General features: G+C 70.3%; 19 protein-coding genes. 12 read left to right on the forward strand and 7 right to left on the reverse strand.

Going from position 1 to position 26869, the window contains the following annotated elements; all coding sequences use genetic code 11:
• Positions 1–131 precede the first annotated feature (131 nt).
• A complete protein-coding gene (locus J8M50_RS31035) occupies positions 132–2108 on the forward strand; it encodes a helix-turn-helix domain-containing protein (protein WP_010350586.1) in 1977 nt (658 codons plus the stop codon).
• A 432-nt stretch (positions 2109–2540) separates the two neighbouring features.
• Here J8M50_RS31035 and J8M50_RS31040 read toward each other — a convergent pair whose 3' ends face one another.
• Both J8M50_RS31040 and J8M50_RS31045 read right to left on the reverse strand, forming a co-directional pair.
• A complete protein-coding gene (locus J8M50_RS31040; protein ID WP_422397594.1) occupies positions 2541–3725 on the reverse strand; it encodes an IS701 family transposase in 1185 nt (394 codons plus the stop codon).
• Between the two features lie 472 nt (positions 3726–4197).
• Entirely contained in the window at positions 4198–5376 is a 1179-nt protein-coding gene (locus tag J8M50_RS31045; protein ID WP_010350583.1) for a serpin family protein, read from the reverse strand.
• A gap of 90 nt (positions 5377–5466) precedes the next feature.
• Between J8M50_RS31045 and J8M50_RS31050 the strand changes: the two genes are divergently transcribed.
• The 8 genes from J8M50_RS31050 to J8M50_RS31085 all read left to right on the forward strand — a co-directional run bounded on the left by J8M50_RS31050 (position 5467) and on the right by J8M50_RS31085 (position 14779).
• The gene (locus tag J8M50_RS31050) at positions 5467–6618 is read left to right on the forward strand and encodes a DUF4190 domain-containing protein (RefSeq protein WP_029183393.1); all 1152 of its coding nucleotides are present in this window, start codon (positions 5467–5469) and stop codon (positions 6616–6618) included.
• A 154-nt stretch (positions 6619–6772) separates the two neighbouring features.
• Positions 6773–7525, forward strand: a complete 753-nt coding sequence (locus J8M50_RS31055) for a GntR family transcriptional regulator (RefSeq protein WP_010350581.1) — start codon at positions 6773–6775, stop codon at positions 7523–7525.
• A gap of 221 nt (positions 7526–7746) precedes the next feature.
• Positions 7747–7941: an SPOR domain-containing protein gene (locus tag J8M50_RS31060; RefSeq protein WP_010350580.1), complete on the forward strand. Its 195-nt coding sequence runs from the start codon at positions 7747–7749 to the stop codon at positions 7939–7941.
• Positions 7942–8029: 88 nt separating this feature from the next.
• A complete protein-coding gene (locus J8M50_RS31065; RefSeq protein ID WP_010350579.1) occupies positions 8030–8440 on the forward strand; it encodes a (deoxy)nucleoside triphosphate pyrophosphohydrolase in 411 nt (136 codons plus the stop codon).
• Positions 8441–8604: 164 nt separating this feature from the next.
• Positions 8605–9012 (forward strand): ATP-binding protein, encoded by a 408-nt coding sequence (locus J8M50_RS31070; protein WP_029183392.1) that lies wholly within the window; start codon positions 8605–8607, stop codon positions 9010–9012.
• Between the two features lie 216 nt (positions 9013–9228).
• On the forward strand, positions 9229–12423 hold the full coding sequence (locus J8M50_RS31075) for a SpoIIE family protein phosphatase (protein WP_010350577.1): 3195 nt from the start codon (positions 9229–9231) through the stop codon (positions 12421–12423).
• Positions 12424–12755: 332 nt separating this feature from the next.
• Positions 12756–13727 (forward strand): phosphotransferase, encoded by a 972-nt coding sequence (locus tag J8M50_RS31080; RefSeq protein WP_010350576.1) that lies wholly within the window; start codon positions 12756–12758, stop codon positions 13725–13727.
• 128 nt (positions 13728–13855) lie between these two features.
• A complete protein-coding gene (locus J8M50_RS31085) occupies positions 13856–14779 on the forward strand; it encodes a class I SAM-dependent methyltransferase (RefSeq protein ID WP_010350575.1) in 924 nt (307 codons plus the stop codon).
• On the opposite strand, the gene J8M50_RS31090 is transcribed toward J8M50_RS31085, so the two are convergent.
• The 4 genes from J8M50_RS31090 to J8M50_RS31105 are packed head-to-tail and all read right to left on the reverse strand — an operon-like array spanning position 14776 to position 19226.
• Entirely contained in the window at positions 14776–15546 is a 771-nt protein-coding gene (locus J8M50_RS31090) for a succinate dehydrogenase/fumarate reductase iron-sulfur subunit (protein ID WP_010350574.1), read from the reverse strand. The two genes, J8M50_RS31085 and J8M50_RS31090, sit on opposite strands and share 4 nt — an antisense overlap.
• Positions 15543–18074, reverse strand: a complete 2532-nt coding sequence (locus J8M50_RS50430; RefSeq protein ID WP_010350573.1) for a fumarate reductase/succinate dehydrogenase flavoprotein subunit — start codon at positions 18072–18074, stop codon at positions 15543–15545. Before J8M50_RS50430 ends, J8M50_RS31090 begins: the two co-directional genes overlap by 4 nt.
• A 16-nt stretch (positions 18075–18090) precedes the next feature.
• Complete coding sequence (sdhC, locus tag J8M50_RS31100; protein WP_010350572.1) at positions 18091–18924, reverse strand: succinate dehydrogenase subunit SdhC; 834 nt, start codon at positions 18922–18924, stop codon at positions 18091–18093.
• A gap of 20 nt (positions 18925–18944) precedes the next feature.
• Positions 18945–19226 (reverse strand): Rv0250c family protein, encoded by a 282-nt coding sequence (locus tag J8M50_RS31105; RefSeq protein ID WP_010350571.1) that lies wholly within the window; start codon positions 19224–19226, stop codon positions 18945–18947.
• 424 nt (positions 19227–19650) lie between these two features.
• Here J8M50_RS31105 and J8M50_RS31110 point away from each other — a divergent pair, with 424 nt between their 5' ends.
• Complete coding sequence (locus J8M50_RS31110) at positions 19651–21843, forward strand: ABC transporter family substrate-binding protein (protein WP_010350570.1); 2193 nt, start codon at positions 19651–19653, stop codon at positions 21841–21843.
• Between the two features lie 62 nt (positions 21844–21905).
• Here J8M50_RS31110 and typA read toward each other — a convergent pair whose 3' ends face one another.
• Positions 21906–23813 (reverse strand): translational GTPase TypA, encoded by a 1908-nt coding sequence (gene typA, locus J8M50_RS31115; RefSeq protein WP_010350569.1) that lies wholly within the window; start codon positions 23811–23813, stop codon positions 21906–21908.
• 253 nt (positions 23814–24066) lie between these two features.
• On the opposite strand from typA, the gene J8M50_RS31120 reads away from it, so the two are divergent.
• Together J8M50_RS31120 and J8M50_RS31125 are read left to right on the forward strand one after the other, a co-directional pair.
• The gene (locus J8M50_RS31120) at positions 24067–24669 is read left to right on the forward strand and encodes a hypothetical protein (RefSeq protein ID WP_010350568.1); all 603 of its coding nucleotides are present in this window, start codon (positions 24067–24069) and stop codon (positions 24667–24669) included.
• Between the two features lie 554 nt (positions 24670–25223).
• Entirely contained in the window at positions 25224–26840 is a 1617-nt protein-coding gene (locus J8M50_RS31125; protein WP_010350567.1) for a peptide ABC transporter substrate-binding protein, read from the forward strand.
• Positions 26841–26869: the final 29 nt, after the last annotated feature.

The raw sequence follows: 26869 nt of genomic DNA on the forward strand, positions 1-26869 counted from the left end.
GTCCTGTCGGCCACTTCGATCGCCGAGCTGACCGTCCGCTGCCGGAGTGTCGCAGAGCGTTGACCGGTGGCCGGGCAGACCTCTACCTTCCGGGAAGATCGCATTTCGAACTACGGGGGATGGGTTGGGTGATGGAGCCGCCGAACACGGACAGTCACATACTCGCCGTACTGGAACTCCTCGCGGAGGACAGCCCGCCGAGCCGCTTCGACTCGCTGCTCGTACGGGCCCGCCGTGAGGGCCTGCCCGACGCGGAACTCGGACGCCTGAGCCGGGCCGTACAACTCGCCCGCGCCCTGCCCGAACGGCCCGGCAGACGCCGGCAGTGGGAGGACGACCTCACCGCGCTCGTCGACACCGCCCGCGACCTGATGGACGCGCCCGACGTCGACGCGCTGCTGCGGACCGTCGCGCGGCGCGCCCGCAGGCTCCTCAGCCTCGACATCGCCTTCGTCGTCCTCACCGACCTCGACGGCGAGATCCGCGGGCACGCGGCCGAGGGGTCCGTCACCGACCTCAGCACCAACGTCGACCTCGTCTCCGAGGGCAGCGTCGGGGCGCGCGTCCTGCGCACCAAATCGCCCGCGTGGACCGCCGATTGCCTCCTCGACCACACCTTCGTCACGTCCAAGGGGCTCGACGAGGCCACCCAGGCGGAGGGGCTGCGCGCCCTCCTCGCCGTCCCTTTACGCGTCGGTGACTCCGCCGTCGGCGTCCTCTACGGCGCCCAGCGCGCCGTACGGCACTTCACGCCCGACGAGATCGGCGCGATGATCCAGTTCGCCGACCTCGCGGCTCTCGCCGTCGACAACGCGCGCCTCCTCCAGCACGCCCGGCACCAGTCCACCGAGCTGGAGCAGGACAACTACCGGGTGCGCGCCGGGCTCGTCCGGCTCCAGGAACTCACCGACGCGTACGGGCGGATCATGAGCCTGCCGCTGGTGGGGGCGAACCTCGCGACGATCGTCTCGGCGGCGGGCGCCGCGCTGGACGGGCGGGCCCGGCTCTTCGATCCCGCCGGGAGGCTGCTGGCGAGCAGCGAAGGTGAGGACGAGGGCGCCGACGGCTTCGCCGGGGCCGGAGTTGGGAGTGCCCGGAGTGGAAGTGGCCCCGGGCGCGGGGGAGTTGCCGGTGCTCGCGGTACCGTCGCCGAGGCCATCCTCGACGCCCACGCCCGGCGGACCACCGTCCGTACCCCCGGCGGGGTCTGGGTCGCGCCCGTCATCGCCGGGGCCGAGAACCTCGGGTACCTCGTCCTCGACCCCGAGACCCCCCTCGTCGGCGCCGACGAGCGGCTCCTCCAACTCGCCGCGCAGGTATGCGCCGTTCAGCTCCTCATCCAGGGCAGCGCCGGCCTCACCGAGGGCCCCCAGCGCGACGAACTCCTCGACGAACTCGTCTCCGCGCCGCCCCGCGCGCCCCGCCGGATCGCCCAACGCGCGCGCCAGCTCGGCGTCGACCTCGACGAGCCGTACGTCCTCGTCGTCATGCGGCCCGAAGGCGGTGACCACGGGCGGGCCACCGTCTGGTCCCTCTCCTACGTCCACCGCATGACCGGCCTCAAGACCGAGCACGACGGCTGCATGGTCCTCCTCCTGCCCGGCACCGACGCGTCCGCCGCCGCGCGGGCCGTCGCGGGGGAGTTGTCGCCGCTGCTCGGGCGGCCCGTGTCCTGCGGGGCTGCCGGGCCCGGGCGGGGGGTCCTTGAGGTGCGGCGGGTCTTCCAGGAGGCGGTGCGGTGTCTGGACGCGGTGACCGCCCTCGACGCGCCCGGTGCCACCGCCGCGCCCCAAGACCTCGGCTTCCTGGGCGTGTTGCTCTCCGACGACCGTGACGTCCGTGGCTTCGTCGACTCCACGATCGGGCCCATCCTCCGCCACGACGAGGAGCACTTCACGGAGTTCGCGGTCACGCTGGAGGCGTACTTCGCGGCGAAGTCCAGCCCCACGGGGGCCGCCGGCGCGCTCCACGTCCACCCCAACACGGTCTCCCGGCGCCTGGAGCGCATCACCGCTCTGCTGGGTCCCGACTGGCAGAACCCTGGGCCCCTGCTGGAGATCCAACTGGCCTTGCGTCTCCACCGGGTTCGGGACGTTCTGCGCCGCTGAAGACCGGGGGGTGGGTCGGGGGTGCGGGGGTGCGGCGAGCCCGTTGCGGGGACGATGGCCGCCCGTTCCCAAGGAAGCCAGCAACCGACTGTGTAAGCAACGGGCTGCGCCGCACCCCCGCACCCCGCTCCCCGCCGTTCGCGGCTGTCCGCCGGTGGGGCGTGGGTAGGGGGTTCTGCGGTGGGGCGGCTTTCGCGTCGGTGCTAGTACGGGTACGGGGGTGAGGGGCCCCAAGCATGCAGGTGCTGGGGGCCATTGTGGGAGTATGGCGAGCGTGTCGGGGTTCGTTCTCAGGCGGCGGTCAGTTGTCGCTTTTAGGGGCGCGGGGAACTGCGCGACCAGCCACAACCCGCCCGCACTCGTCCAACAACCTCACCCCATCGGACATTTGACGTCGTACCGAACCCTGTCGGCGGGGGCTCGGTGCGAAGGCTACAAGTGGGGCGGCATCGTCAGTGCATGGTCCGCTCGTGCCAGCGACATCGCCGTGTGGGCGGCCGATGCGAGAGTCACGTGACGGTGCCAGCCGGGGAACGAGCGGCCCATGAAGTCCCGTAGGCCGCACGGTTCGCCTATCTCCGTGAAGTCCGTTTCCACCCGGCGCGGGAGACGCGTGAGGCGGACCAAGCGGCCCACCGGCGACTCGTTCAGGTTCGTCAACCACGCTGCGGACGGCGGCTGGTTGGGGTCGGACCACTCGCCGAGGAGCAGCATCGGGTGTCGCCGCCCCTGCGCGTCGGGAACCGTCACACGCACCACGGACGCCAGCGCGGAGCGCACCGCGCCGGCGTTGGCCGGGTCGGGCCACGTCACCGGTCGGCGCAGCCCCTTCGTCGCCTCCAGGATCTGCGACGCGCACAGGAGCCCGGCGCGGAAACCGGGAAGCGCACGGTCGGCGACAGCCAGCCGCGTCGCCGCCGTCACCCGGGCCAGCACCGGCACCCCGGCGTCCGTGAGCCGCGTCAGCGTCGCCGCCGTCGTACCGCCCCGGACGTCGAGGACGACCGGCCTGCGCGCGACGCTGCCGTTGCGCTGGACGACCTCCAACACGGCTTCCGCCGTGCACTGTTCGAGGCTCTCGGCGGGCGCTTTCTCCGGGACCTCCGCCCGGTCGCGGCGGCGCCGGTCGCTGACCCAGGGGTCGGTGAGCAGGAGGCGCCAGTGGACGGGCGCGCTGAGCCGTTCGGACGCGTACCAGACGCCGATCGCCTGCTGTCCGGAGAAGAGTTGGCCCAGCTGGGGTGCGAACAGCCGGTCCACGCCGACGGAATGCTCGCCGGCCTTGGGGATGTGCATGGAACGGACGACCCACGCCTGGGCCGGCGCGAGGCGTTCTGTATACGCCGCGAGCGCGGCCCGCATGGGGCGCCAGTCCCACGTGGAGCAGGAGATGAAGTGGTGCAGGCCCTGTTCCGCGCCCGGGTCGCCCAGGTGCGCGGCGATGTTCCGTACGGACTTGCGGCCGCTCGTGGTGAGCAGGCCCTGGAAGTACATCTCGGCCTTGCGCCGCTGGTCCCTTCTGCGGAACGGGGCGAACAGGACCCGGCTCAGGTCGGCGGCCACGGCGTCTACGGCCGGGGCGGGGGGCCGGCTCGTGGACGGGTGGCGTGCGGTCACGGGCCCGGCGCAGGTGGACACAGGCACGACGGTCTCCTCAGCGGTGTGTGGGGGGACAGCTACTGTCGGTCGCTGTCCCAACCGTCTCTTTGGTCACCGCCCTGTAACCAGGTGGGCCCGCTATCGACTTTGGGGCGCCCGGTGGTTGTCCCGGCCCCATGTGCGAAGCCGTGATGACAACGCCGTCAACAATCGGCTTGCACCGCGTCTGCAACGAGCGGTGTAAGTGTTCCCGGACCACACCGGCCGCCCCCGCCCGGGGTCAGCCGCCCGTCCCGCCCCCGGGTGGGGCCGCAAGCGGACGCGGGCCCACCGGACGTCTCGGGGGCGCGCGGTGGGCCACAGAGGGACGGTTCGCCGATGACGCAGGGGAGAGCGGCCGGGCCGGTACGGCTGACCTGCGGAAACGGTATGGGCCCACCTTCGGGGGACGCTCTCCCTGTGGGGCGGGGACAGTGGCGGCCCGCCCGCCTCAGCCCCGCCCCGGAAACTCGTGCCAGTCCGACGGCTCCGTCACCCACCCCGCCATCAGCACCAGCCCCGTCCCCCGGTGCACCGCGAGAAACCCGAAGGGCCGGTCGAAGCGTGCCTCGACCGTTCTGGTGGTCCAGCGGAACCGGGGGACACCGGCCGCCGCAGCGGCGACCAGCGTCACCGCAGCCGCCTCGAACCCCTCCGCGCCGAACCGGGCGACGGCGGACTGCTCGGCCGAACTCACCGCGAGGGGACGGCCGCTGACCCCGGGGAAGTGGCCGTGCGACCTGTCCTGCGCGGCCTTCAGGCCGAACAACTCCGGGGAGGACAACAGATCGTGGCGAGCCGTCAACGCGAACGGCGCGGTCAGGACGTCCAGTTCGGCAGGGTTCGGCTCCGCACTCGGCCTCTCCCGCACCCGCACGCCGGGCCCGGCGTCACCGAGGGCGAGCCGGGAGCCGGGTACGACGGGATGCTCCCCGGCGAGCAGTCCGACGCCGGCCCGCAGCACTTGGGAGGGCGGCAACTCCGGCTCGCCCAGCAGGAGATGGACGTCGAGGGACTCCGTACCGAGAACCCGCACCTCGGTGACGTACCCGAACGGCGTGGACGCGACGGCGAGTTCGTCGAGGGAGGCGGTCACCCGGCGCAGTCCCAGGTACGCGCGGCCGGTCCAGTGCGGCGAGTCCAGGAACGTCTCCCGAAACCGCTCCGCCCACCGCGTCCGCAGCGCGAGCGCACTCGCGAGGACGAGTTCGGTGCCCTGGTCGAGGGTGACCGGCATCGAGGGGATACGACCGCCGGTGTGCTCGCGGGCCCACGCGTCGAGGGCGTCCCGGTCGGCGGCGAGGTCACCGGTGAGGACCCCGCGCGACAGGCCCTCGCCCCACGACTCCCGCAGCTCCAGAGTCCGCCGCGCCCACACTCCGACCGCGCTGTCCACCCCGGCGACGTCCGCGAGCCCGGCGAGCAACTCCCGTGCCAGGGACGCCGCTTGCGAGGCCGGTACCCCCACCGCCGCCGACAGCTCTGAGCGGGCCGCCCCGTCCGCCCCGTCCGCGAGGAACGCCAGCAGCGGCCATACCCCGGCCGCCGAGAAGGCCGTACCGTGCGAGACGTCCACGGCCCCGCCCCACCGCGAGGTGAGCGCGTTCGCCGCCTGTACGGCCGTACGCATACGCGTTTCCGCCCTCGTTTACCGCTCGCTTACGATGCGCTCGCACACCTGTGTGAAAACCGGACCGTCCGAACCAGGAGCACGCTACCCGTGTCGACACCCCCGCCCGGGCCCCAGGGGCCTCAGGAGAACCCGTTCCGCGCCCCGGAGCCGGGACAGGTGCCGGTCGCCGCGCCGGCGCCGCAGGGCTGGGGGCAGGGCTGGGCGCCGGGGCCGTTCCGGCCGGTGCGGCAGGTCAACGGCGTGGCGATCTCCGCGCTCGTGCTCGGCGCGCTGTGCTTCCTGCCCGCCGTCGGGATCGTCCTCGGGATCATCGCGCTCGTCCAGATCAAGCGGCGCGGCGAGCGCGGCAAGGCGATGGCCGTCATCGGGATCGTCCTGTCGTCCCTCGGCCTCGCCCTGTGGCTCGTCGCGCTCACCACGAACGTCGCCCGCGACACCGTCCACGCCATCGAGGACGCCGCCGAGATCACCACCGTCTCCGCGCTCGACACGGGCGACTGCTTCGACCTGCCGCCGGGCGACACGATCAGCTCCGACGTGTACGACGTCGACGAGGCCGACTGCGCGCACCCGCACGACGCCGAGATCTTCGGCGTCGTACCCGTCGACGGCGATGTCTTCCCCGGCCGGGCGAAGCTGCGGGAGATCGGCAACGAGAAGTGCTACGACCTCAAGCTCGGCTACACGATGGACCCGTGGGCCGTGCCGGACGGCACCGACTGGTACACGCTGCTCCCCGAGCGCGACGGCTGGGAGTCCGGCGACCGCGCGATCACCTGCGTGTACGCGCGCTCCGACTTCGGCACCCCCATGATCGGTTCGCTGCGCCGCGACGAGACCAACCTCGACGACCGCCAACTCGCCTTCCTGACGGCCATGTCCGCGATCGACGACGCCCTGTACGCCGAGCCCGAGGACTACCCGGAGGAGGACCTGGCGGCCAACACGGCGTGGGCCGCCGAGGTCCGTGACGCGCTCGGACAGCAGGCGACGGCGCTTCAGTCGCGCTCGTGGTCCGGCGCGCAGCCCGCGCTCGACCTCCTCGTCCGGGATCTGCGCGACGCGCGCGAGTCGTGGCGCAAAGCCGCCGTCGCCGACGACGCGGACGCGTACTACGACGCGTACGACGCCGGGTACGCGTTCGTCGACGGGGCCACGACGATCGGGGCGCGCAGTGCGCTGGGGCTCGCGGTCACCGTGCCCTCGACCGACGACGACAGCGGCCGACTCGACGTCTGAGGTGTGAACGCGGCTATACCGGGAGAAAGTTCCTGCGTAAAGCTCCACCCCGGGTTTTGTCATCACATCGAGTGATTCTCTGGCCTTTGCTTGCATGGAGGAACCCACGGTTGCCAGGCTGTAGCTGTCTGTAAAGCCTGATGGGAGCGGCCTTGTGAGTATCGGTGAGCAACCGGCGTATCTGAGGGTCGCGGGAGATCTGCGCAGGAAGATCGCCGACGGTTCGCTCCCGCCGCACACGCGGCTGCCGTCCCAGGCGCGGATCCGCGAGGAGTACGGGGTCTCCGACACGGTCGCGCTGGAGGCGCGCAAGGTGCTGATGGCCGAGGGGCTGGTCGAGGGGCGCTCCGGGTCGGGAACGTACGTCCGTGAGCGGCCGGTCCCGCGCCGGATCGCCCGCTCCGGGTTCCGGCCGGTCGGGGGCGCCACGCCGTTCCGGCAGGAGCAGGCCGAGGGGGATGTGCGCGGGACCTGGGAGTCCAGCAGCGAACAGGCCGACGCGGACGCGGCCGTCGCCTCCCGGCTCGGGATCGAGAAGGGGGGGCGGGTCATGCGGACGCGGTACGTCTTCCGCGAGGGCGGGCGGACGATGATGCTGTCCACGTCCTGGGAGCCGCTGGCCCTCACGGGGCGCACGCCCGTCATGCTGCCCGAGGAGGGGCCCCTCGGGGGGATGGGCGTCGTCGAGCGGATGCGGGCCATCGACGTCATCGTCGACAACGTCGCCGAGGAGGTGGGGGCCCGGCCGGGGCTCGCGGACGAGCTGGCCGCGCTGGGGGGCGTGCCCGGGCATGTGGTGATCGTGGTGCAGCGTACGTACTTCGCGTCGGGGAGGGCGGTGGAGACCGCGGACGTGGTGATTCCGGCCGACCGGTACCGGGTGGCTTATCACCTGCCGGTCCGCTGAGGGGCCCTTCGGGGACCGGGCGGGGGCGCTCGGTCGAGGTTGTGCGCCCTGTTTGTGTGGGGGTTGGGGTGGGGTTCTTGTGGGGTTTCCCCTCCTGGCGGGCTTGTTGCATGTCTGTTGGTGAAAAGGCGTGTTCGGTGCGTGAAGGTAGGGCGTAGGCTCGGGCATATGCGTAGTGCGGTTTCCTCAGCGGGTGGGGCGTGCGGGAGGGGCGGGGCGCGATGACCGACAACAACACCATCTCCCTGCCCTGGCTGGTCATACGCCAGGACGACAACGGGAACCGGTACCGGGTGGGGCGTTACGCGACCCAGGACGAGGCGCAGAAGATCGCGGACAGCCTGGACGCCGCCGGGCATCGGCAGATGTATTGGGTCGAGCGGGCGGGCCAGCATGGGGATCCCAGCCGCAACTGACCGGCGGGGGCGGGGAGTTGCGCGGGTGGCTCGGGGGTGAGGCGTGTGAAACCCCGGCCCCTTCCCCGGCTCCCGTAGGCTCCCGCGCATGACTGAGCGGATCGTGGTGGTCGGGGCGGCGCTTCTCGACGAGGGGAGGCTGCTCGCCGCTCGGCGCAGTGCGCCGCCCGAGTTGGCCGGGCGGTGGGAGTTGCCCGGGGGGAAGGTGGAGCGCGGGGAGAAGGCCGAGGACGCGCTGGCGCGGGAACTCCGGGAAGAGTTGGGGGTGGACGCGGAGGTCGGGGAGCGGGTGCCGGGGGAGTGGCCGCTTCGGTCGCCGTACACCCTTCACGTCTACGTCGCCCGGCTGCGGCCCGGTTCACCCCGGCCCGCGCCGCTGGAGGACCACGACGATCTGCGGTGGCTGGGGCGGGACGAGGTGTGGGGCGTCGACTGGCTGGAACAGGATGTGGAGGCGGTGCGGGAAGTGGTGGGGAGGATGGGTACGGGGGTGGAGTGAGGCGGGGGTGGGGGTGACCGGCGGTGTGTGTGCCGGAGTGTGGGGGCGGGTGTGCGCCGGGTGGGGTGAAGTGCGCCAAGTCGGGTGGTACCGGGTGTGCGATATCGGGTATGTGGTTATCGAATATCTGAAATCGGACATGGCGTGCATTGCTGTGCTGGGAAGTGATCGGCGTGATCGACACCGAAGGCGACTGCGCCGAGTGGACGTTCCCGGCGGACCCGGGAGCGGTGCGCGGGGCTCGTGCGGTTGTTCGGGGGCAGTTGAGGGGGTGGCGTCTTGAGGGGGTGAGCGATGTCGCGGTGCTGCTCGTCAGCGAGCTGGTGACCAATGCCCTGCGCCATGCGGCCGGGCCGATCCGGGTACGGCTCATCCGTCCCGCCGGGCTCGGTGACGTACTCGTCGTCGAGGTCTCCGATCCGCTGCCCGACCCGCCCCGCGAGCGCGCGGCCCGGCCGGAGGACGAGGGCGGCAGAGGGCTCCAGCTGCTCGCGTCCGCGGCGAACCGGTGGGGTACGCGTCCGGACGCGTCCGGCAAGACGGTCTGGTTCGAACTGGCGGTGTCCGAGTGACCTGCGAAAATGCCGGTGCGGGCGCCTCGTCGGCGGGGTACGTCGGTTTTCGGCCAGGGACTCGTGTCGATCCGGGTGGTTCGAGGGTGTGCCCGCTGGTTAGAAGAGTGGAAGTGTTGGAACGGAACGGTCCAAAAAACGCCTGGGCCGTGCTGTGATCGTGAACACCGTGCCGTGCGGCCCCGTAGTGCTGGATACTGCGGGCAGCCGCCCCTGGTGACCGGTACCGGGCGCGGTGAGCTGGAGGGGACGGTTCGCGTGAGCGAGATACCAGCGAAGGCCACGGAGTCGCACGACGACCCGTCGGACGCCGCAGGCGCCTTCGGCGATGGCGCCTCGGCCGGTGGGACGGGGCGGAGGGACGCCGGGCAGCCGGGCGGCCCGGGCCGCGCTGACGCGGCTGAACCACGCCGGGCGGCTTCCGGCGGTGCCCGGAACGAGGCGCGGGGCGGCTCCGGCGCCGCGCACGGCGAATCTCGCGGGGTCTCCGACGCCGCGTACGGCCAGTCTCGCGGGGCCTCCGACGCCCCAGGGGGCCAGTCTCACGACGCCTCGCGCGGCGGCAGCCCCACCCACTCCAGTGCCTCGCACGGCGACACCCCGGCCCAGCCCCACGACGGCTCCGACGCCTCGCGCGGCAGCACCCCGGCCCGCTCCCGCGACACCTCCACGGACGCCCCCATCCCGCGCCGGACAGGCGCACGCGGCGGCAATCCCACGGGCTCGGGGCCGAACCCCGCAGGCGCCGCGCACGGCGAGCCCGCCGACGGCTCCTCCGCAGCCTCCCGTACGGATCCGGCGGACGACGCCCCGCAGGACGAGCCGCCGGGCGCCACCCGCCCCCGTACCGCCCCCGCGCGCGGCGAGGCCACCGCCGTATCCCCCTCAGCCCTCTCCGACATCCCCCCCGCCGACGCCGTCTGGCAGAGCAACCCCCCGGGGTCCATCTACGACTACATCCGCGTCGCCTCCTTCTCCATCGGCCCCGACGGGCTCGTCGACCAGTGGAGCCTGCGGGCCGAGCAGATTTTCGGGATCGCCGCCGAGCGGGCTGTGGGGCTGGATCCGATCCAGGCGTTCATCGACCCCGACCTGCGCGCGCGCGGGCAGCGGAAGATGGCGGAGATCCTGGACGGGCGGGAGTGGACCGGTGTGGTGCCGTTCAAGGTGCCGGAGAGCGGGGAGCGGGGGCTCGCCGAGGTCTATGTGATGCCGACGACGACGCCGGACGGCGACAGGGCCGCCGTCTGCATCGTCGTCGATGTGAGGACCTTGCGGAGCATCGAGACCGACCTCGCCGCCTCACAGTCGATTTTCGGCCAATCCCCGTTCGGGTTCCTGCTGATCGACCCGGACCTGAGAGTGCGGCGGGCCAACGAACGGTTCGCGTCGCTGTTCGGGGGGACGCCGGACGATCACCGGGGCCGCGGCGTCACGGACTATCTCCAGCGGTCGGAGGCCGAGCGGGTCACCGCGATCCTGAAGCGGGTGCTCCAGACCGGCGATTCGATCACGGACATGCACGTCACGGGCTTCACACCGGACTCGGACGAACGCAGGCACTGGTCGATCAACCTGTACCGCGTGCACAGCGGCAGCGGACGCCCGATCGGCATCGCCTGGCTCGGCATCGACATCACGGCACGCAGAGCGGCGGCCAGGGAAGCGGCTGCGGCCCGCCGCAACCTCGCCCTCCTGAACGAGGCCGGCGCCCGCATCGGCAACTCCCTCGACCTGGAGACGACGGCCCGCGAACTCCTCGACGTGGTCGTCCCCGGCTTCTGCGACCTCGCGACCGTCGACCTCTACCAGGGCCTGCTGGCCGGCGACGAGACCCCGCCCGGCCTCGCGGACGGCAGCGCGGAACTCCGCCGCGTCGCCTTCGCGTCGGCCGTCTCGGACGTCCCGTTCACCGCGACCGGCGGCACGCCGATCCCCGTCGGCGCCGTCCACCACTTCCCGTTCACGTCCTCCCGCGCGGACGCGCTGCGCACCGCACGCCCCCAGCACATCTCCGGCGAGGAGGGCGGCCTCGTGCAGTCCACGCTGGCCGTGCCGATGGTCGCGCACGACACCGTCGTCGGGCTCGCGCAGTTCTCCCGTACGAAGGGGAGCGAGCCGTTCGGCGACCGGGACCGTGACCTGGCGGTCGAGTTGGCGGCGCGGGCCGCCGTCAGCATCGACAACGCGCGGCTGTACCGGCGTGAGCGGGAACGCGCGTTGATACTGCAACGCTCGCTGCTGCCGCCGGGTGACCCGATCGCCTCCGGGCTCGACATCGCCTGCCGCTATCTGCCGGGCAACGCCGCGACGGGGCGCCCCAGCGAGGTCGGTGGCGACTGGTTCGACGTCATCGAACTGCCGGGTCACCGTACGGCGTTGGTCGTCGGGGACGTCATGGGGCGGGGGCTGCGGGCTGCTGTCGCGATGGGGGAACTCCGTACGGCTGTCCGGACGTTGGCGCTGCTCGACACCGAACCCGCCGAGGTTCTCACCGCGTTGGACGAGATCGCGCGCGGGCTCGGTACGCCGGGGGGTGTTCAGCAGGCGACCCGTGCGGCTCGGCGGCCCCGGGAGGCGGACCTCTCCGAGGTGTACCTCGCGACGTGCGTGTACGCGGTGTACGACTCCGTCACTCGCCGGTGCACGTTCGCCAACGCGGGGCATCTGCCGCCGGTGTTGGTGGAGCCGGGTGAGCCTGCGCTCATGCTGGACGTGCCGCCGGGGATGCCGCTCGGGGTGGGTGGGGAGCCGTTCGAGGAGGTTGAAGTCGAGCTGCCTGAGGGGGCGTTGCTCGCGCTGTACACGGACGGGTTGGTCGAGTCCCGTGACCATCCCCTCGATGAAGGGCTCCAGGCGTTCGTGGGGGCGTTGACCGATCCCTCCCAGCCGCTGGAGGACGTCTGCGATCACGTTCTCAACACGCTTGACTCCCACCATGGTGAGGACGACATCGCGTTGTTGATGGCGCGGGTTCAGGGGTTGCCTGCGGAGTCCGTGGGGGACTGGACGTTGCCTCGTGAGCCGAAGAGTGTGGGGCGGGCTCGGGAGTATGCGCGGGCGCAGTTGGTGAGCTGGGATCTTGAACCCCTGGTCGATACGACCGAGTTGCTGGTGAGTGAGCTTGTCACCAATGCGTTGCGGTATGGCGAGGGGGAGATTCGGCTTCGGCTTCTGCTGGACCGGACGTTGGTGTGCGAGGTGTGGGACTCGGGGTTGGTTCAGCCTCGGCGGAGGCGTGCGCGGGATACGGACGAGGGGGGTCGGGGACTGCAACTAGTGGGGTTGCTGTCTGCGGCGTGGGGCTCTCGGCGGACGCCTCGGGGGAAGACGGTGTGGTTCGAACTGCCGCTGCCGGATGGGGACTCGACGCCGGTTGACCCTGCGGAGGCGTTGTTGAGTCTGTTCTAGGGGGTGGGATCGGTTGTGGGGCGGCTGCGGGTCCGTTGTGGCTGGTCGCGCAGTTCCCCGCGCCCCTAAAAGACATGCGGTTGCCGTGTCTTGAGAGTCGCCCGGCGTTCTCGCGCCGCTAAAAGACGTGCGGTTGCCGCGCTTTGAGAGCTGCCCAGCTCCCGCGCGCGCATGCAGCTGCCGCGCCTCAAGAGCTTCCCGCACCCCTAAAACCCTCGTGACTGCCACGCCGGTACGGCTCCCCGCACCCCGCTGCCCCCCCAACGCCGCCCCCACCCGGCCCAATGCAAAAACCCCTTGGCCCAACCGACCCGCTCCGCAAGACTCCGGCGATGCACTCCCCCCGAACCCACCTCACCACCCCCGACCTCGCCCCCCTCACCCACGAAGCCTTCGGAAAGCACCGGCAGCTCCTCCACGCCGAGCGTCTTCGCGGCGGCTCCAAGAAGGGCGTCTACCGGCTTCATCTGGACGACGCCCGCACCGCCATCGCCTACATCTGGTCCCCCGACGAAAACTACTGGGACCACACCCAACCCCCCGACCCCCGGCGCCCGTTCTCCCCAGCCACCGGCCGCGACCTCCTCGTAGCCGCCCACGACCGCCTGACCGCCGTAGGCGTCCGCACCCCGCGCATCCTGTACGTCGGAGCGGACGCCGTCGTAGCCGAGGACGTCACCGGTGGCACCCTGGAGGATGTCCTCCAACGCGACCCCCAGCACCCGGCGTTGGACCGCCTCGCGGAAGCCCTGCGGGTCATGCACGCTCATGAGAATGCGCGGTACGGGAAGGTCGCCCTCGTCGATTCCGGCGGCGTTTCTCATGGGACCTCGTGCGAACAGGTCGTCTACGAAGGGATGTTGAGGGAACTCGACAAGGGTGTTGCGCTGGAGCCGCGGCTCGCCGCCGTACGGGAACCCCTCGCCGAGCGGATCGAGAGCCTTTACGAGGCCGTCCAGCCGCGCAGCCGGCACGCCTTGATTCACGGCGAACTCGGCGCCGATCACGTTCTGTTGACGGAGGACGGCGAGCCGGTGCTGATCGACATCGAGGGGCTGATGTACTTCGACCTGGAGCAGGAGCACGTCTTTCTGAAGCTGAGGTTCGGGGACTGGTACGAGCGCCTGCCGCACCCCGAACTGGACGTCGACAGGCTCAGGTTCTACCGGCTGTGCATGCATCTCAGCCTGGTCAGCGGCCCGTTGACATTGCTGAGGGGAGATTTCCCCAACCCCCGGTTCATGAAGAGCATCGCGGAGCACAATCTGGGAGAGGCGCTGCGTCTCCTGGAAGACGCCCGCTGAAACCGCCGGCCGCAAGCTTCACCGGAAGTTCATACCGGCTTCGCCATCAGGGATCCACGCGTTGGTTGTGCGGCTCATGTGCACGCCCTAGCGTCCACATCTCCGAACTCTGTGAGGGATCCTCCCTGATGCGATCGCTACTCACCAGCAAGGCCGTCCGCCGCGCGCTGCGCCCGGCGGCGGAACTCATCGACCAGCGCATCGAACGGCAGGTCCGCAAGGCCGTGAAGAGCGCGGGCCCGGCGGCAGACATCCAGCGGGAACTGAAGCAGCTCCGCGACCGCCAGCGGCCGATGGAGCTGTTCTTCGACGGCACCGGGCGCGGTGTCTCCCGGATGCCGGGCGGCGAGCACCTCGACAAGGCGATCAGGGAACTGACAGTGGTGACCGGCGACCGCGAGGGCTCCGAGCGGGCCGTCGCGCAGGCGTTCCGGCTGCTCATCGCCGTCGAGGCACTCGGCGTCGGCCGGATCGCGGGCGGCACGATGAACATCGTCGGCAAGCTCTCCGCCGTCCCCCTCCTGGACCCGCCGAACGACGAGATCCTGGAGATCGGCACGCTGTACGGCATGTTCAGCGCGGCCCTGATCCGCATGATGGAGCGCGCGGGCCGCGACCCGCAGCTCACGATCGTCGACCCGCTGGCCGGTACGCAGCTCCAGCCGGGCACGACGATGGGCGACGACGCGACGGGCACGCCGGTGCGCGGCGCGGCCGTCCGCACGAACCTCTCGCTGGCCGGTGCGGCGGGCGCCGCGGCCCGTATCCAGCAGGGCTTCTCCGAGGACCCCGAGGTCCGTGCGCTGGTCTCCGACCGGAAGTACGGCGCGATCATCGTCGACGGCGACCACTCCGCGAACGGGGTCGCGCAGGACCTGGAGTGGGTCGAGGAGATCATCGCGCCGGGCGGGATCGTCGTCCTCGACGACTTCGGTCACCCCAAGTGGCCCGGGATCAAAGAGGCGTTCGACAAGCACATGGCCGGGGAGACCCGGCTCGAATTCCTCGGTTCCGTGGCGCACTCGGGGTACCTGCGGGCGAAGAAGGCCTAAGGGGTCCGGCGGAGGATCTTGTTGCCGAGCCACACCAGCGGGTCGTACTTGCGGTCGACGGCCCGCTCCTTCAGCGGGATCAGCGCGTTGTCGGTGATGTGGATGCCCTCGGGGCAGACCTCCGTACAGCACTTGGTGATGTTGCAGTAGCCGAGGCCGTGTTCGTCCTGGGCCGCCGTCTTGCGGTCCAGGCCGGACTCCTGGGCCGCGTCCAGCGGGTGCATGTCCAACTCGGCTACCCGCATGAGGAATCGGGGGCCCGCGAACGCCGTCTTGTTCTCCTCGTGGTCGCGTACGACATGGCACGTGTCCTGGCAGAGGAAGCACTCGATGCACTTGCGGAACTCCTGCGGGCGGTCCACGTCCTCCTGCATCATCCGGTACTCGCCGGGGCCCACTCCGGCGGGCGGTACGAACGCCGGAACCTCCCTGGCCTTCTGGTAGTTGAAGCCGACGTCCGTCACCAGGTCGCGGACGACGGGGAAGGTCCGCAGCGGGGTGACCGTGATGGTCTCCGTCCGCTCGAACACCGACATGCGGGTCATGCACATCAGCCTCGGGCGGCCGTTGATCTCCGCCGAGCACGAACCGCACTTGCCCGCCTTGCAGTTCCAGCGCACGGCCAAGTCCGGTGCCTGCGTTGCCTGGAGCCGGTGGATGATGTCCAGCACGACTTCGCCCTCGTTGACTTCGACGCTGAAGTCCTCCAGGCCGCCGCCCCCGGCATCACCCCGCCACACCTTGAAGCGGGCCTCGTATCCACTCACTCGTACAGCTCCTCTTCGGCGAGGTACTTGACCAGCTCTTCCTTGTCGAAGAGGGCGAGCAGGTCGGGGCGGATGGGGGTGGTCGTCTCACGGGTCAGGGTGATCTGGTCGCGCTCGGTCAACTCGCCCTCGGGATCGGTGAGTTGGCACAGAAGATTGACGTTGCGCCAGGACCGCTCCATCGTCGGATGGTCCTCACGGGTGTGGCCGCCCCGCGACTCGGTACGCTCCAGCGCCGCCCGCGCCACGCACTCGCTGACCAGCAGCATGTTCCGCAGATCCAGGGCGAGATGCCAGCCGGGATTGAACTGCCGATGCCCCTCGACCCCGGCACGGCGAGCGCGAACCCTCAACTCGGCGAGTTTCTCGAGGGCTTGAACCATCTCGCCCTCACGCCGGATGATGCCGACGAGGTCGTTCATGGCCTGCTGGAGCTCTTGGTGGAGGGTGTACGGGTTCTCGGGGGTCCTCGGCAGGGGCCGGTGGGCCTCCGACGCGGGCCGAACGACGGCCTGCGGGGACGGGGAGACGGCCGACGGGCCCTCCGACACGGCCTCGGCGCCCCCGCCCACCGGCTCGGCTCCGTCTCCCGCCGCTGCGACCCCGGCCCTTGCCTGCGCGACCTCGGCTCCGGCCGCTGCGGCCCCCGAAGCCCCCGGCGTCGCCCTCGCCCCCGAGACCCCCGACGCGCCTGCGTTCGCCCACGTGGTCCCAGCCGCTGCCCCCTCCTCCGTCGGCTCGGCCTCGGCGTCCCCGCCCTCCGGCACGGTTCCGCCTCCCGCCGCTACGGCCTCCGTGTCCGCGTCCCCCGAAGCTCCCGGCGTCGCCCCCGAGACTCCCGACGCGCCCGCGCTCGCCGACGCGGTCCCAGCCGCTGCCCCCTCCTCCGTCGGCTCGGCCTCGGCGTCCCCACTCTCCGGCGCGGCCTCGACGTCCACGCCCGCCGGCATGGCCTCGGCGTCCCCGCCCTCCGGTTCGGCTCCACCTCCCGCCGCTCCGGCCCCGGCCTCCGCGCCCCCCGAAGCCCCCAGCGTCGCCCCCGCCCCCAAGCCCCCCGACGCGCCCACGCTCGCCCACACAGCCCCAGCCGCCCCCTCCTCCGCCGAGAACGGCCGCAGCGCCTCCGCCGCCGCCGCATCCACCGCCCCCTCCTCCACCCCCGGCCGCACCTCCAGGTCGTCCACATAGTTCGCCGCATGCCACCCCGCCCTGCGCCCGAACACCAGCAGATCCGACAGGGAGTTGCCGCCGAGCCGGTTCGAGCCGTGCATTCCGCCCGCGACTTCTCCCGCCGCGAACAATCCCGGTACCCCGCGCGCAGCCGCCGTGTCCGAGTCGACCGCGATGCCGCCCATCACGTAGTGACACGTCGGCCCCACCTCCATCGCCTCGGCCGTGATGTCGACGTCCGCCAGCTCCTTGAACTGGTGGTACATGGACGGCAGTCGGCGCCGGATCACCTCAGCCGGCATCCGTGTCGACACGTCCAGGAAGACCCCGCCGTGCGGTGAACCCCGGCCCGCCTTGACCTCGGAGTTGATCGCGCGGGCCACCTCGTCGCGCGGCAACAGCTCAGGCGGGCGGCGGTTGTTGTCGGGGTCCTCGTACCAACGGTCGCCCTCCGCCTCGGACTCGGCGTACTTCTCCTTGAAGACGTCCGGGATGTAGTCGAACATGAACCGCTTGCCCTCGGAGTTGCGCAGCACCCCGCCGTCCCCGCGCACCGACTCGGTGACGAGGATGCCCTTCACGGACGGCGGCCAGACCATGCCGGTCGGGTGGAACTGCACGAACTCCATGTTGAGCAGCGGCGCCCCGGCGAGCAGCGCGAGGGCGTGGCCGTCGCCGGTGTACTCCCAGGAGTTGGACGTCACCTTGAACGACTTGCCGATGCCACCGGTCGCGATCACGACGGCCGGGGCTTCCAGCACGAGGAAGCGGCCCGTCTCACGGTCGTACGCGAAGACCCCCGACACGCGGCCGTCCGGGGACTTCAACAGCCGTGTCACCGTGCGTTCCTGAAAGATCTTCAGATGCGACTCGTAGTCGCCGGTCTCCTTGTGGTCCTCCTGCTGGAGGCCGACGACCCGCTGTTGCAGCGTACGGATCAGCTCCAGGCCGGTGCGGTCACCGACGTGCGCGAGGCGCGGGTACTCGTGGCCGCCGAAGTTGCGCTGCGAGATCCGGCCGTCCTTCGTCCGGTCGAAGAGGGCGCCCCAGGTCTCCAACTCCCAGACCCGGTCCGGGGCTTCGCGGGCGTGCAGCTCGGCCATCCGCCACTGGTTGAGGAACTTGCCGCCGCGCATCGTGTCGCGGAAGTGGACCTGCCAGTCGTCGCCGGAGTTGACGTTCCCCATCGCCGCCGCGATGCCGCCCTCGGCCATCACCGTGTGCGCCTTGCCGAACAGCGACTTGCAGATCACGGCCGTACGGGCGCCGCGCTCGCGCGCCTCGATCGCGGCGCGCAGCCCGGCACCGCCGGCACCGATCACGACGACGTCCCACTCCTGGCGGTCGACCACGGACATTAAAAGGCCCCACTCACTAGAAGAATCGCGGATCGTCGAAAGCACCGGACGCGACCAGATACACGTAGAAGTCGGCGGCGGCCACACTGATCAACGACGCCCACGCCAGCAGCATGTGACGGTCATTCAGTTTCCCCACGAACTGCCACGCCTTGTACCGCACGGGATGCTTGGAGAAGTGCTTGAGCTTGCCGCCGACGATGTGCCGACAGGAGTGGCAGGAGAGCGTATAGGCCCAGATCAGCCCGATGTTGACGAGGAACACCACCGAACCCAGGCCCATATGGCCCCAGTTGTAGTGCTCGTCGCGGAACGACAGGACGGTGTCGTAGGTGAGGATCCCCGCGACCACCAGAGCCGCGTAGAAGAAGTACCGGTGGACGTTCTGGAGGATCAGCGGGAACCGCGTCTCGCCGGTGTACTTGGCGTGCGGCTCGGCCACCGCACAGGCCGGGGGAGAGGCCCAGAAACCCCGGTAGTACGCCTTGCGGTAGTAGTAGCAGGTCAGCCGGAACCCCAGCGGGAAGATCAGGATCAGGATCGCCGGGGAGATCCCCCACCAGCCCCCGAAAAGCCCGGCGTTGGGCCCCGAACGCATCGGGTCGCAGTTCTCCGCGAGGCACGGCGAGTAGAACGGCGAGACGTACGGCGCCGCGTAGTAGTCGGCGTTCGCGAACGCCCGCCACGTCGAGTACGCGACGAACGCGAGCAGCCCGGCGGCGGTGACGGCCGGCGCCAACCACCAGCGGTCGGTGCGCAGATGGGGTGCGGAGATCGCGGCGCGGGTCGGGGCGCGGACGCCGCCCCGGCGAGGACGAGGGTCTGTACCGGGTTCCGTGTCGGTTGCCAAGGATGACTCCCGTTCGGTGGTCAGGGTCGGTGGCGGTTGCCCACTCCCTCGTCGTCCGAGTCCGTCCACAGGGTGCTGTCGTACGGGGTGTCGGGGATGGGGACCAGGTCGGGACGGCGGGCCGCCGGGCCCGGGGTCGCCTCGCGCAGGAGCGCCAGGCTCTCGCGCAGATGGTTCGTGTCGGAGCGGACCCGGCGCAGCTCCAGCGAGCCGGGGTCGCACTGCTTCTCCAGCCGGCCGAGGGCGCGCACCAGGTCGTCGAGGCAGCGCTGGACCGACGTGAGTTCGTCGTGAACGGACATGACGCGGCCTCACTTCCGTGGGCGGACATGACGTTTCATGCGCCTGCGAGTGTCGCGCGTCACGCCACCCGGTGTGAAGCGCTGTGCACGGATTCGGTGACCGTTGGGGCGTACGGGGGCAGATTTGCGCCGGGGTACAGGACGGGAGGCGCCGCGCGGCGGGGGCGCGAGCTGCCGGACGTACGCCGGAGCGCGTGACGGCGAGGAGCGTGCGCCCCAAAGCAAGCCCCAAAGCGCGCCGTACACACCCGCCCCGTTGCGCCGTGCGAGTGGCCTTCCGCCCCGCCCCCGTCGTGTCGGAAGACCTCCGCGCACCCCGTCCTCTTCAGTGGCGGCGTACGCCCGCCCGTACATCCGATCAAGGGTTGATCGGACTTTACGTCGATCCGCGAGCGCCCCTCCCGCGGAGCCGGAGGTAACAGCGATGTCATACGACGGCGTCAGCACCCGCGCGGTCATGCGCTCGGTCGCCTTCCTCACCGCGGGTGCGCTCGCGGTCCCCCTGCTGAGCGGCTGCGCCGGCGACGAGGAGGCCACCAAGCCCCTCGCCGGCCAGCAGATCGCCGCCGCCGGCCGGGCCCTCGTCGCCGACGGCGGCACCCTGCGCTGGGCCGTCGACGACGTGCCCGACACCTTCAACACCTTCCAGTCCGACGCCGACGCCACCACCACCCGCGTCGCCCAGGCCGTCCTGCCGGCCATGTACCGCCTCGACGCGAACGGCCGCCCGCAGCGCGACGCCGACTACCTGGAGTCCGCGAAGGTCGTCGAGACCGAGCCCCAGCAGGTCGTCCTGTACCGCCTGAACCAGCAGGCCGTGTGGAGCGACGGCCGCGAGATCGGCGCCGCCGACTTCGCCGCCCAGTGGCGCGCCCTGTCCGGCAAGGACAGCGCGTACTGGACCGCCCGCAACGCCGGGTACGACCGCATCGAGAAGGTCGAGCGCGGCGCCAACGACCTCGAAGTCCGCGTCACCTTCAGCCGCCCGTACGCCGACTGGCAGTCCCTGTTCTCGCCGCTGTACCCCAAGGACGTCATGGGCACGCCGGACGCCTTCAACGACGGGGCGCGGCGCAAACTCAAGGTCACGGCGGGGGTGTTCGCGCTCACCGACGTCGACCGCAAGAAGGACGTCGTCCGCCTCACCCGCAACGCCCGCTGGTGGGGACGGCCCGCGAAGTTGTCCGAGATCCGCCTCACCGCCGTACCCCGCGCGAAGCGCTCCGCCGCCCTCGCCGCGGGCACCGTCGACCTCGCCGACATCGACCCCGCCGACGCGACCCGCATCGGCGAGGCCGCGAAGGGCACCGGCGGCCCCCTGACCGGCGCGGGCAGCGGCCGTACCGCCGCGAAGGCGCTGCGCACGGCGATGGCCCAGGCGTCGGCCGCCGCGAAGGCCGAGAGCGACGAGTACGAGGAGGAGGGCACCGACCGCAAGGTCCGCGCCGCCACCAAGCTGCGCCGGGCCATCGTGGCCTGGGAGAAGCAGCAGCAGACCCTCCAGGGCTTCGAGGTCCGCAAGTCCCTGGAGCCCGCGTACACGCAGCTCGCGATGAACGGCGAGAACGGCCCCCTCGCCGACGAACGCGTACGGCGCGCGGTCGCCCGCGCCCTCGACCGCACGGAACTGGCCTCCGCCGTCCTGAACCCCCTCGGCCTCCCCGCCGCCCCTGTCGGCTCCCACCTCGCCCTCTCGGGCCAGGACGCGTACGCCGACGGCAGCGGCGCGCTCGGCGGCCAGGACACGGCAGAGGCACAGGCCCTGCTGACGGACGCGGGGTGGGTGGCCGGGGGGCCGGTGGTCGAGAAGAAGCCGGGGGAGAAGGGGGCGGGGCCGCAGAAGCCGGCGGATTCGGACGGGGGCGGGGACGGGACGTACATCGTGGGGGAGGACGACAAGGCGCCCGCTGAGAAAGCACCGGCCCGCAAGGCCCCCTCGGACGACGCCTCGGTCCGCGCCCAGGACGGCAAGCAGTACGCCAAACAGAACGGCGCCCCCGGCGCGTACGCCCCGAAGGGCACCCCCGCCCCCGGCGGCGCCGCCGGTCCCCTCGCCAAGGACGGCAAGGCGCTCACCCTGCGCTTCGTCGTCCCGTCGGGCCCCGGCTCCGAGTCCCTCCGGGTCGTCGCCGAGCGGATCTCCCGGATGCTCGTCAAGGTCGGCATCCGCACCGACGTCACCAAGGTCCCCGACGAGAGCTACTTCAAGGACCACGTCGCCTCGGGCCAGTACGACCTCGCCCTCTACACCTGGCCGGCCTCGGCGTTCCCCGCGACGGACGCCCGCCCCATCTACTCCAAGCCGGTCCCGGCGGCCGACGGCTCCCTGAACGTCGAGCAGAACTACACCCGGGTCGGCACGGACCAGGTCGACCAGCTCTTCGACCAGGCGATCTCCACCCTCGACGCCGACGAGTCCCGCTCCCTCATCCGCAAGGCGGACTCCCGCATCTGGGCCGCGGCCGGCTCCATCCCCCTCTACCAGCGCCCCCAGCTCACCGCGGCCCGCAAGAACCTGGCGAACGCGGGAGCCTTCGGCTTCCAGACCCCGGTCTTCGAGGACATGGGGTTCTTGAGGAAGGGCGCGAAGGTCTCGCCGTCGCCGTCGGCGGACTGACCCCGCTCATGCGAAAGGCCGGTGCCCCCCGAGAAGGGGGTCACCGGCCTTTTCGCGTCAGGTCAGTTGTGCTTCGCGCGGCTCGCCGTACGAGCGCGGTCGCGCTGGTCCAGGACCACCTTGCGGATGCGGACCGCCTCCGGGGTCACCTCGACGCACTCGTCGTCGCGGCAGAACTCCAGGGACTGCTCCAGCGACAGCTTGCGCGGCGGGACGATCGCCTCGAAGGAGTCGGCGGAGGAGGAGCGCATGTTGGTGAGCTTCTTCTCCTTGGTGATGTTCACGTCCATGTCGTCGGAGCGCGAGTTCTCGCCGACGATCATGCCCTCGTACACCTCGGTGCCGGGGTCGGTGAACAGGACGCCGCGCTCCTGGAGGTTGGTCATCGCGAACGCGGTGACGGCGCCCGCGCGGTCGGCGACCAGCGAGCCGTTGTTACGGGTCGTCAGCGTGCCGAACCACGGCTCGTGGCCCTCGTGGATGGAGTGCGCGATACCCGTACCGCGCGTCCCGGTCAGGAACTCCGTACGGAAGCCGATCAGGCCGCGCGAGGGGACGACGAACTCCATGCGGACCCAGCCGGAGCCGTGGTTGGACATGTTGTCCATGCGGCCCTTGCGGACGCCCATGAGCTGCGTGACCGCGCCCATGTGCTCCTCGGGGACGTCGACCGTCATGCGCTCGACGGGCTCGTACGTCTTGCCGTCGACCTCCTTCGTGACGACCTGCGGCTTGCCGATGGTCAGCTCGAAGCCCTCGCGGCGCATCTGCTCGACCAGGATGGCCAGCGCCAGCTCACCGCGGCCCTGCACCTCCCAGGCGTCCGGACGCTCGGTCTCCAGGACGCGCAGCGAGACGTTACCGACCAGCTCGCGGTCGAGGCGGTCCTTGACCTGACGGGCGGTGACCTTGCGGTCCTTGACGGCCGCCTTCGCGTCGGCGCCCTTGCCGGAGCCGCCGCGGCCGACCATCGGCGAGGTGTTCGTGCCGATCGTCATCGAGATCGCGGGCTCGTCCACCGTGATGAGCGGCAGCGGGATCGGGTTCTCGGGGTCGGCGAGGGTCTCGCCGATCATGATGTCCCCGATACCGGCGACCGCGCAGATGTCACCCGGGCCGGCCTTCTCGGCCGGCTTGCGGGTGAGCGCCTCGGTCATCAGCAGCTCGGTGATGCGCACGTTGGTCATCGAGCCGTCGCGCTTGATCCACGTGACGGTCTGGCCCTTGCGCAGCTCGCCCTGCTCGACGCGCAGCAGCGCGATACGGCCGAGGAAGTTGTCCGCGTCGAGGTTCGTGACGTGCGCCTGGAGGGGCGCCTCCTCGTCGTACTCCGGGGCCGGGACGTGCGACAGGATCGTGGAGAAGAACGGCTCCAGGTTGTCGCTGTCCTGCGGGACCGTGCCGTTCTCCGGCTTGGTCAGGGAGGCGACGCCGTCCCGCGCGCAGGCGTAGACGATCGGGAACTCGATCTGGTCCTCGTCGGCGTCGAGGTCGAGGAAGAGGTCGTACGCCTCGTTGACGACCTCGTCGATACGGGAGTCCGGGCGGTCCGTCTTGTTGATGCACAGGATGACCGGGAGCTTGGCCTGGAGGGCCTTGCGCAGGACGAAGCGGGTCTGCGGGAGCGGGCCCTCGGAGGCGTCGACCAGCAGGACGACCGCGTCGACCATCGACAGGCCGCGCTCGACCTCGCCGCCGAAGTCGGCGTGGCCGGGGGTGTCGATGATGTTGATGGTCACGACCTCCGCCCCGTCCTTGGGGTGGTACTTCACCGCCGTGTTCTTGGCGAGGATCGTGATGCCCTTCTCACGCTCCAGGTCGTTCGAGTCCATCATGCGGTCGTCGAGCGACTCGGCGGCGTGCGCGGCGAAGGCACCGGCCTGCTTGAGCATGGCGTCGACCAGGGTCGTCTTGCCGTGGTCGACGTGAGCGACGATGGCGACATTGCGGATGTCGTGGCGCGTGGCCATAGTGGACGTACTCCCGGAGTATGAGGAAGAGGCCGACGCGTACGTCTGTGTTACGCGGACCCTGCCGGGCGGTCACATGCCACGGCCTCACCCCATCGTACGGGGCTCGGGGACGGGGTGCCTGCGGAGGGGCGGGCGGGGGCCGGGAAAGCCGGGCACCGGTTCTCGACTCTCAGATCTCGCTCAAGTGCCACGAAATCCCCGGAGTCCCGCTGCTGATTTCCTCGCACGGTTCCTCACCAGGACCGTCCGTATGGAGATGGGGGACTTCATGAAGAAGCTGCTGTCCGTCGCCGGCATCACAGGGTTCGTCGCCGCCACGGTCGTGCTGGGCCCGGCCACCGCCGCGAACGCCGCTCCGCTCGTCTGTGAGCCGGGTTACAAGAGCGCCAAGTGGACCAGCGTCAGCCAGGGCTGGGTCATTACGCACGCCAAGCAGGTCAGCATCGCGGCGGATTCGACCGGCACGTACTCCAAGACCGCGACGTACCGGAAGACCGTGACGTCCGGCCGGGAGATCACCACTGGTGTCAACTACTCGGCGAGCTGGGTGATCTCCAGCCTGGACGCCAACGTGTCGGGGACGTTGACGCGCGCGGGGGAGAAGACCAAGGAGACGAGCGAGACGATCACGTTCAACTTCAACCGGCCGGGGACGTACGCGATCTTCAGCGGAGTGAAGAGCGTCACCGGCTACTACACGGCCAAGACCTGCAACTCCCGGGGGACGGGCTGGGGAAGCGTCGGCTACGGCAAGGGACACAGCTGGAGCGTCGACGCCGAGGGTGCCGTGAAGTGCACCGAGAACCCCGCGGCGGGTACGGCGAAGCGGGCCGCGAAGAACGGGTACTGCTGACGCGTGCAGTAAGAAGAGAGTGATGAGGGCCGGGTTCCTTTCGAGGGATCCGGTCCTTGTGCGTACAGGGTTTTCCCTACGACCTGGGCGGGGTTACACGGAGCGATCGCATCGGGGGGCGGCGCGGCGCTATCGTGGCGAGGACGACGGGTCACCTGTCGGGGAACGTCACGTTTTGTTCTGCCCAGTGCGTTGAGGAACTATCTCCGCACTTGTTGGCAAATGATTTTTTTGCGCCAGCGTCCGCTATCCGGACACCTATCGTCGATAGTTGTGTAACAAGTCCGTTTCGCAGGGATCTTTCACCTAGTGCTTTGTCCGGATTTTGGAAGAAGTAGGCCGCAGGTGTGATCGAACCGAGACCTTGCGGGTGTGGTTCGGCCATGGGTGATGGCAGATAGTTAGGCGCGTAGAGCTCGGAACTACGGGTCCACGTCTTCAGGTGGCGTCGGCTCGCGAGCGCAGGGGGCACTCGACTCTTACCGACATCGGTGACGGTGCGATGTCTTGTGCTCTTCTATGCGGTGAACCTAGGGACTCATGAGGAGGAACCCATGCGCGGTGCCAAGAGCGCCAAGTGGGTGGCCATAGCCACGGTTGTGGTACTCGGCGCGACGGCCTGTGGCGGCGGCGGTGACAGCGGCGGCTCCGGCAAGAACGACGGCATCGTCTCGATGCAGATCGGCGAGCCGCAGAACGGCCTTGTTCCGAGCAACACGTACGAGACCGAGGGCGCCCAGGTCATCCACGCCCTCTTCACGGGTCTGACCAAGCTCGACGCCGACAACAAGGTCGTCGACGACATGGCGGCCTCGATCGAGACCAAGGACAACAAGGTCTGGACGTTCAAGCTGAAGCCGGGCTACACCTTCCACAATGGTGAGAAGGTCACGGCCCAGTCCTACGTCGACGCCTGGAACTACGGCGCCAACCAGCAGAACGCGCAGCAGACCAACCCGCTGTTCAACCACATCGAGGGTTGGACCGCGCTGAACCCGGGCGAGGGCAAGAAGCCCGCGACCGACAAGCTGTCCGGCCTCAAGGTCATCGACGAGAACACGTTCCAGGTCACCCTCACCGGTGCGTTCTCCGCGTTCCGCGCGCAGCTGTCGTACACCGCGTTCGCTCCGCTGCCCCAGGCGTTCTTCAAGGACCCGAAGGCGTTCGGCGAGGCCCCCATCGGCAACGGGCCGTACATGATGGACGGCAAGGTCAAGCACAACGAGTCGATCACGCTCAAGAAGTACGACAAGTACCCGGACGCGTCGAAGTACGCGGTCAAGGGCATCGACTTCAAGATCTACTCGAACGCCGACACCGCCTACAAGGACCTGGTCGCCGGCAACCTCGACCTCGACCTCACGGTCCCGAACTCGGGTCTGCCGACGTACAAGAAGGACCTCCCGGGCCGCACGCTCGACGAGTCCGACTCCGGCGTCGGTTACATCGGCTTCCCGCTGAAGTACAACAAGCTCTTCCAGAACAAGGACCTCCGCAAGGCGATCTCGATGTCGATCGACCGGAAGGCGATCGCCGACAAGATCTTCCTCGGCGCGCGTATGCCGGCAGACGACTTCATCAGCCCGATCATCGACGGCTACCGCCAGGGCGCCTGCGGCGACGCGTGCACGCTCGACCCGGCCAAGGCCAAGGCGCTGTACAAGACCAGCGGCGGCATCCCCGGCAACACCCTGGAGCTCGGCTACAACGCCGACGGCGACCACAAGGCGTGGGTCACCGCGGTCGCGAACCAGATCCAGCAGAACCTGGGCATCAAGGTCACGGCCAAGCCGTTCGAGCAGTTCCAGACCATCCTGAACGACCTGGACGCGAAGAAGTACCAGGGCGCGTTCCGCATGGGCTGGAACATGGACTACCCGGACATGGAGAACTACCTCCGTCCGATCTTCTCCACGGACGCCATCGCCAACGGCTCGAACTACGCCGGCTACTCGAACCCGGCCTTCGACAAGCTGCTCGTCGAGGGCGACCAGGCGCCGACGCCGGCCGACGCCATCAAGAAGTACCAGGCTGCGGACGACATCCTGCTCGACGAGATGCCGTACATCCCGATCTACTTCTACAAGATGAACGCCGGCTTCAGCGACAAGATCAAGTCGGTCAAGGTCGCCGGTCACAACGTCCTGTGGGACTCGGTCCAGCTCAGCTAGTACGCAACTGAGCGGTTTCCGACCAGCGC

Origin of the sequence: Streptomyces acidiscabies, assembly GCF_020010905.1 — a bacterium.
GTDB classification, from domain to species: domain Bacteria; phylum Actinomycetota; class Actinomycetes; order Streptomycetales; family Streptomycetaceae; genus Streptomyces; species Streptomyces acidiscabies.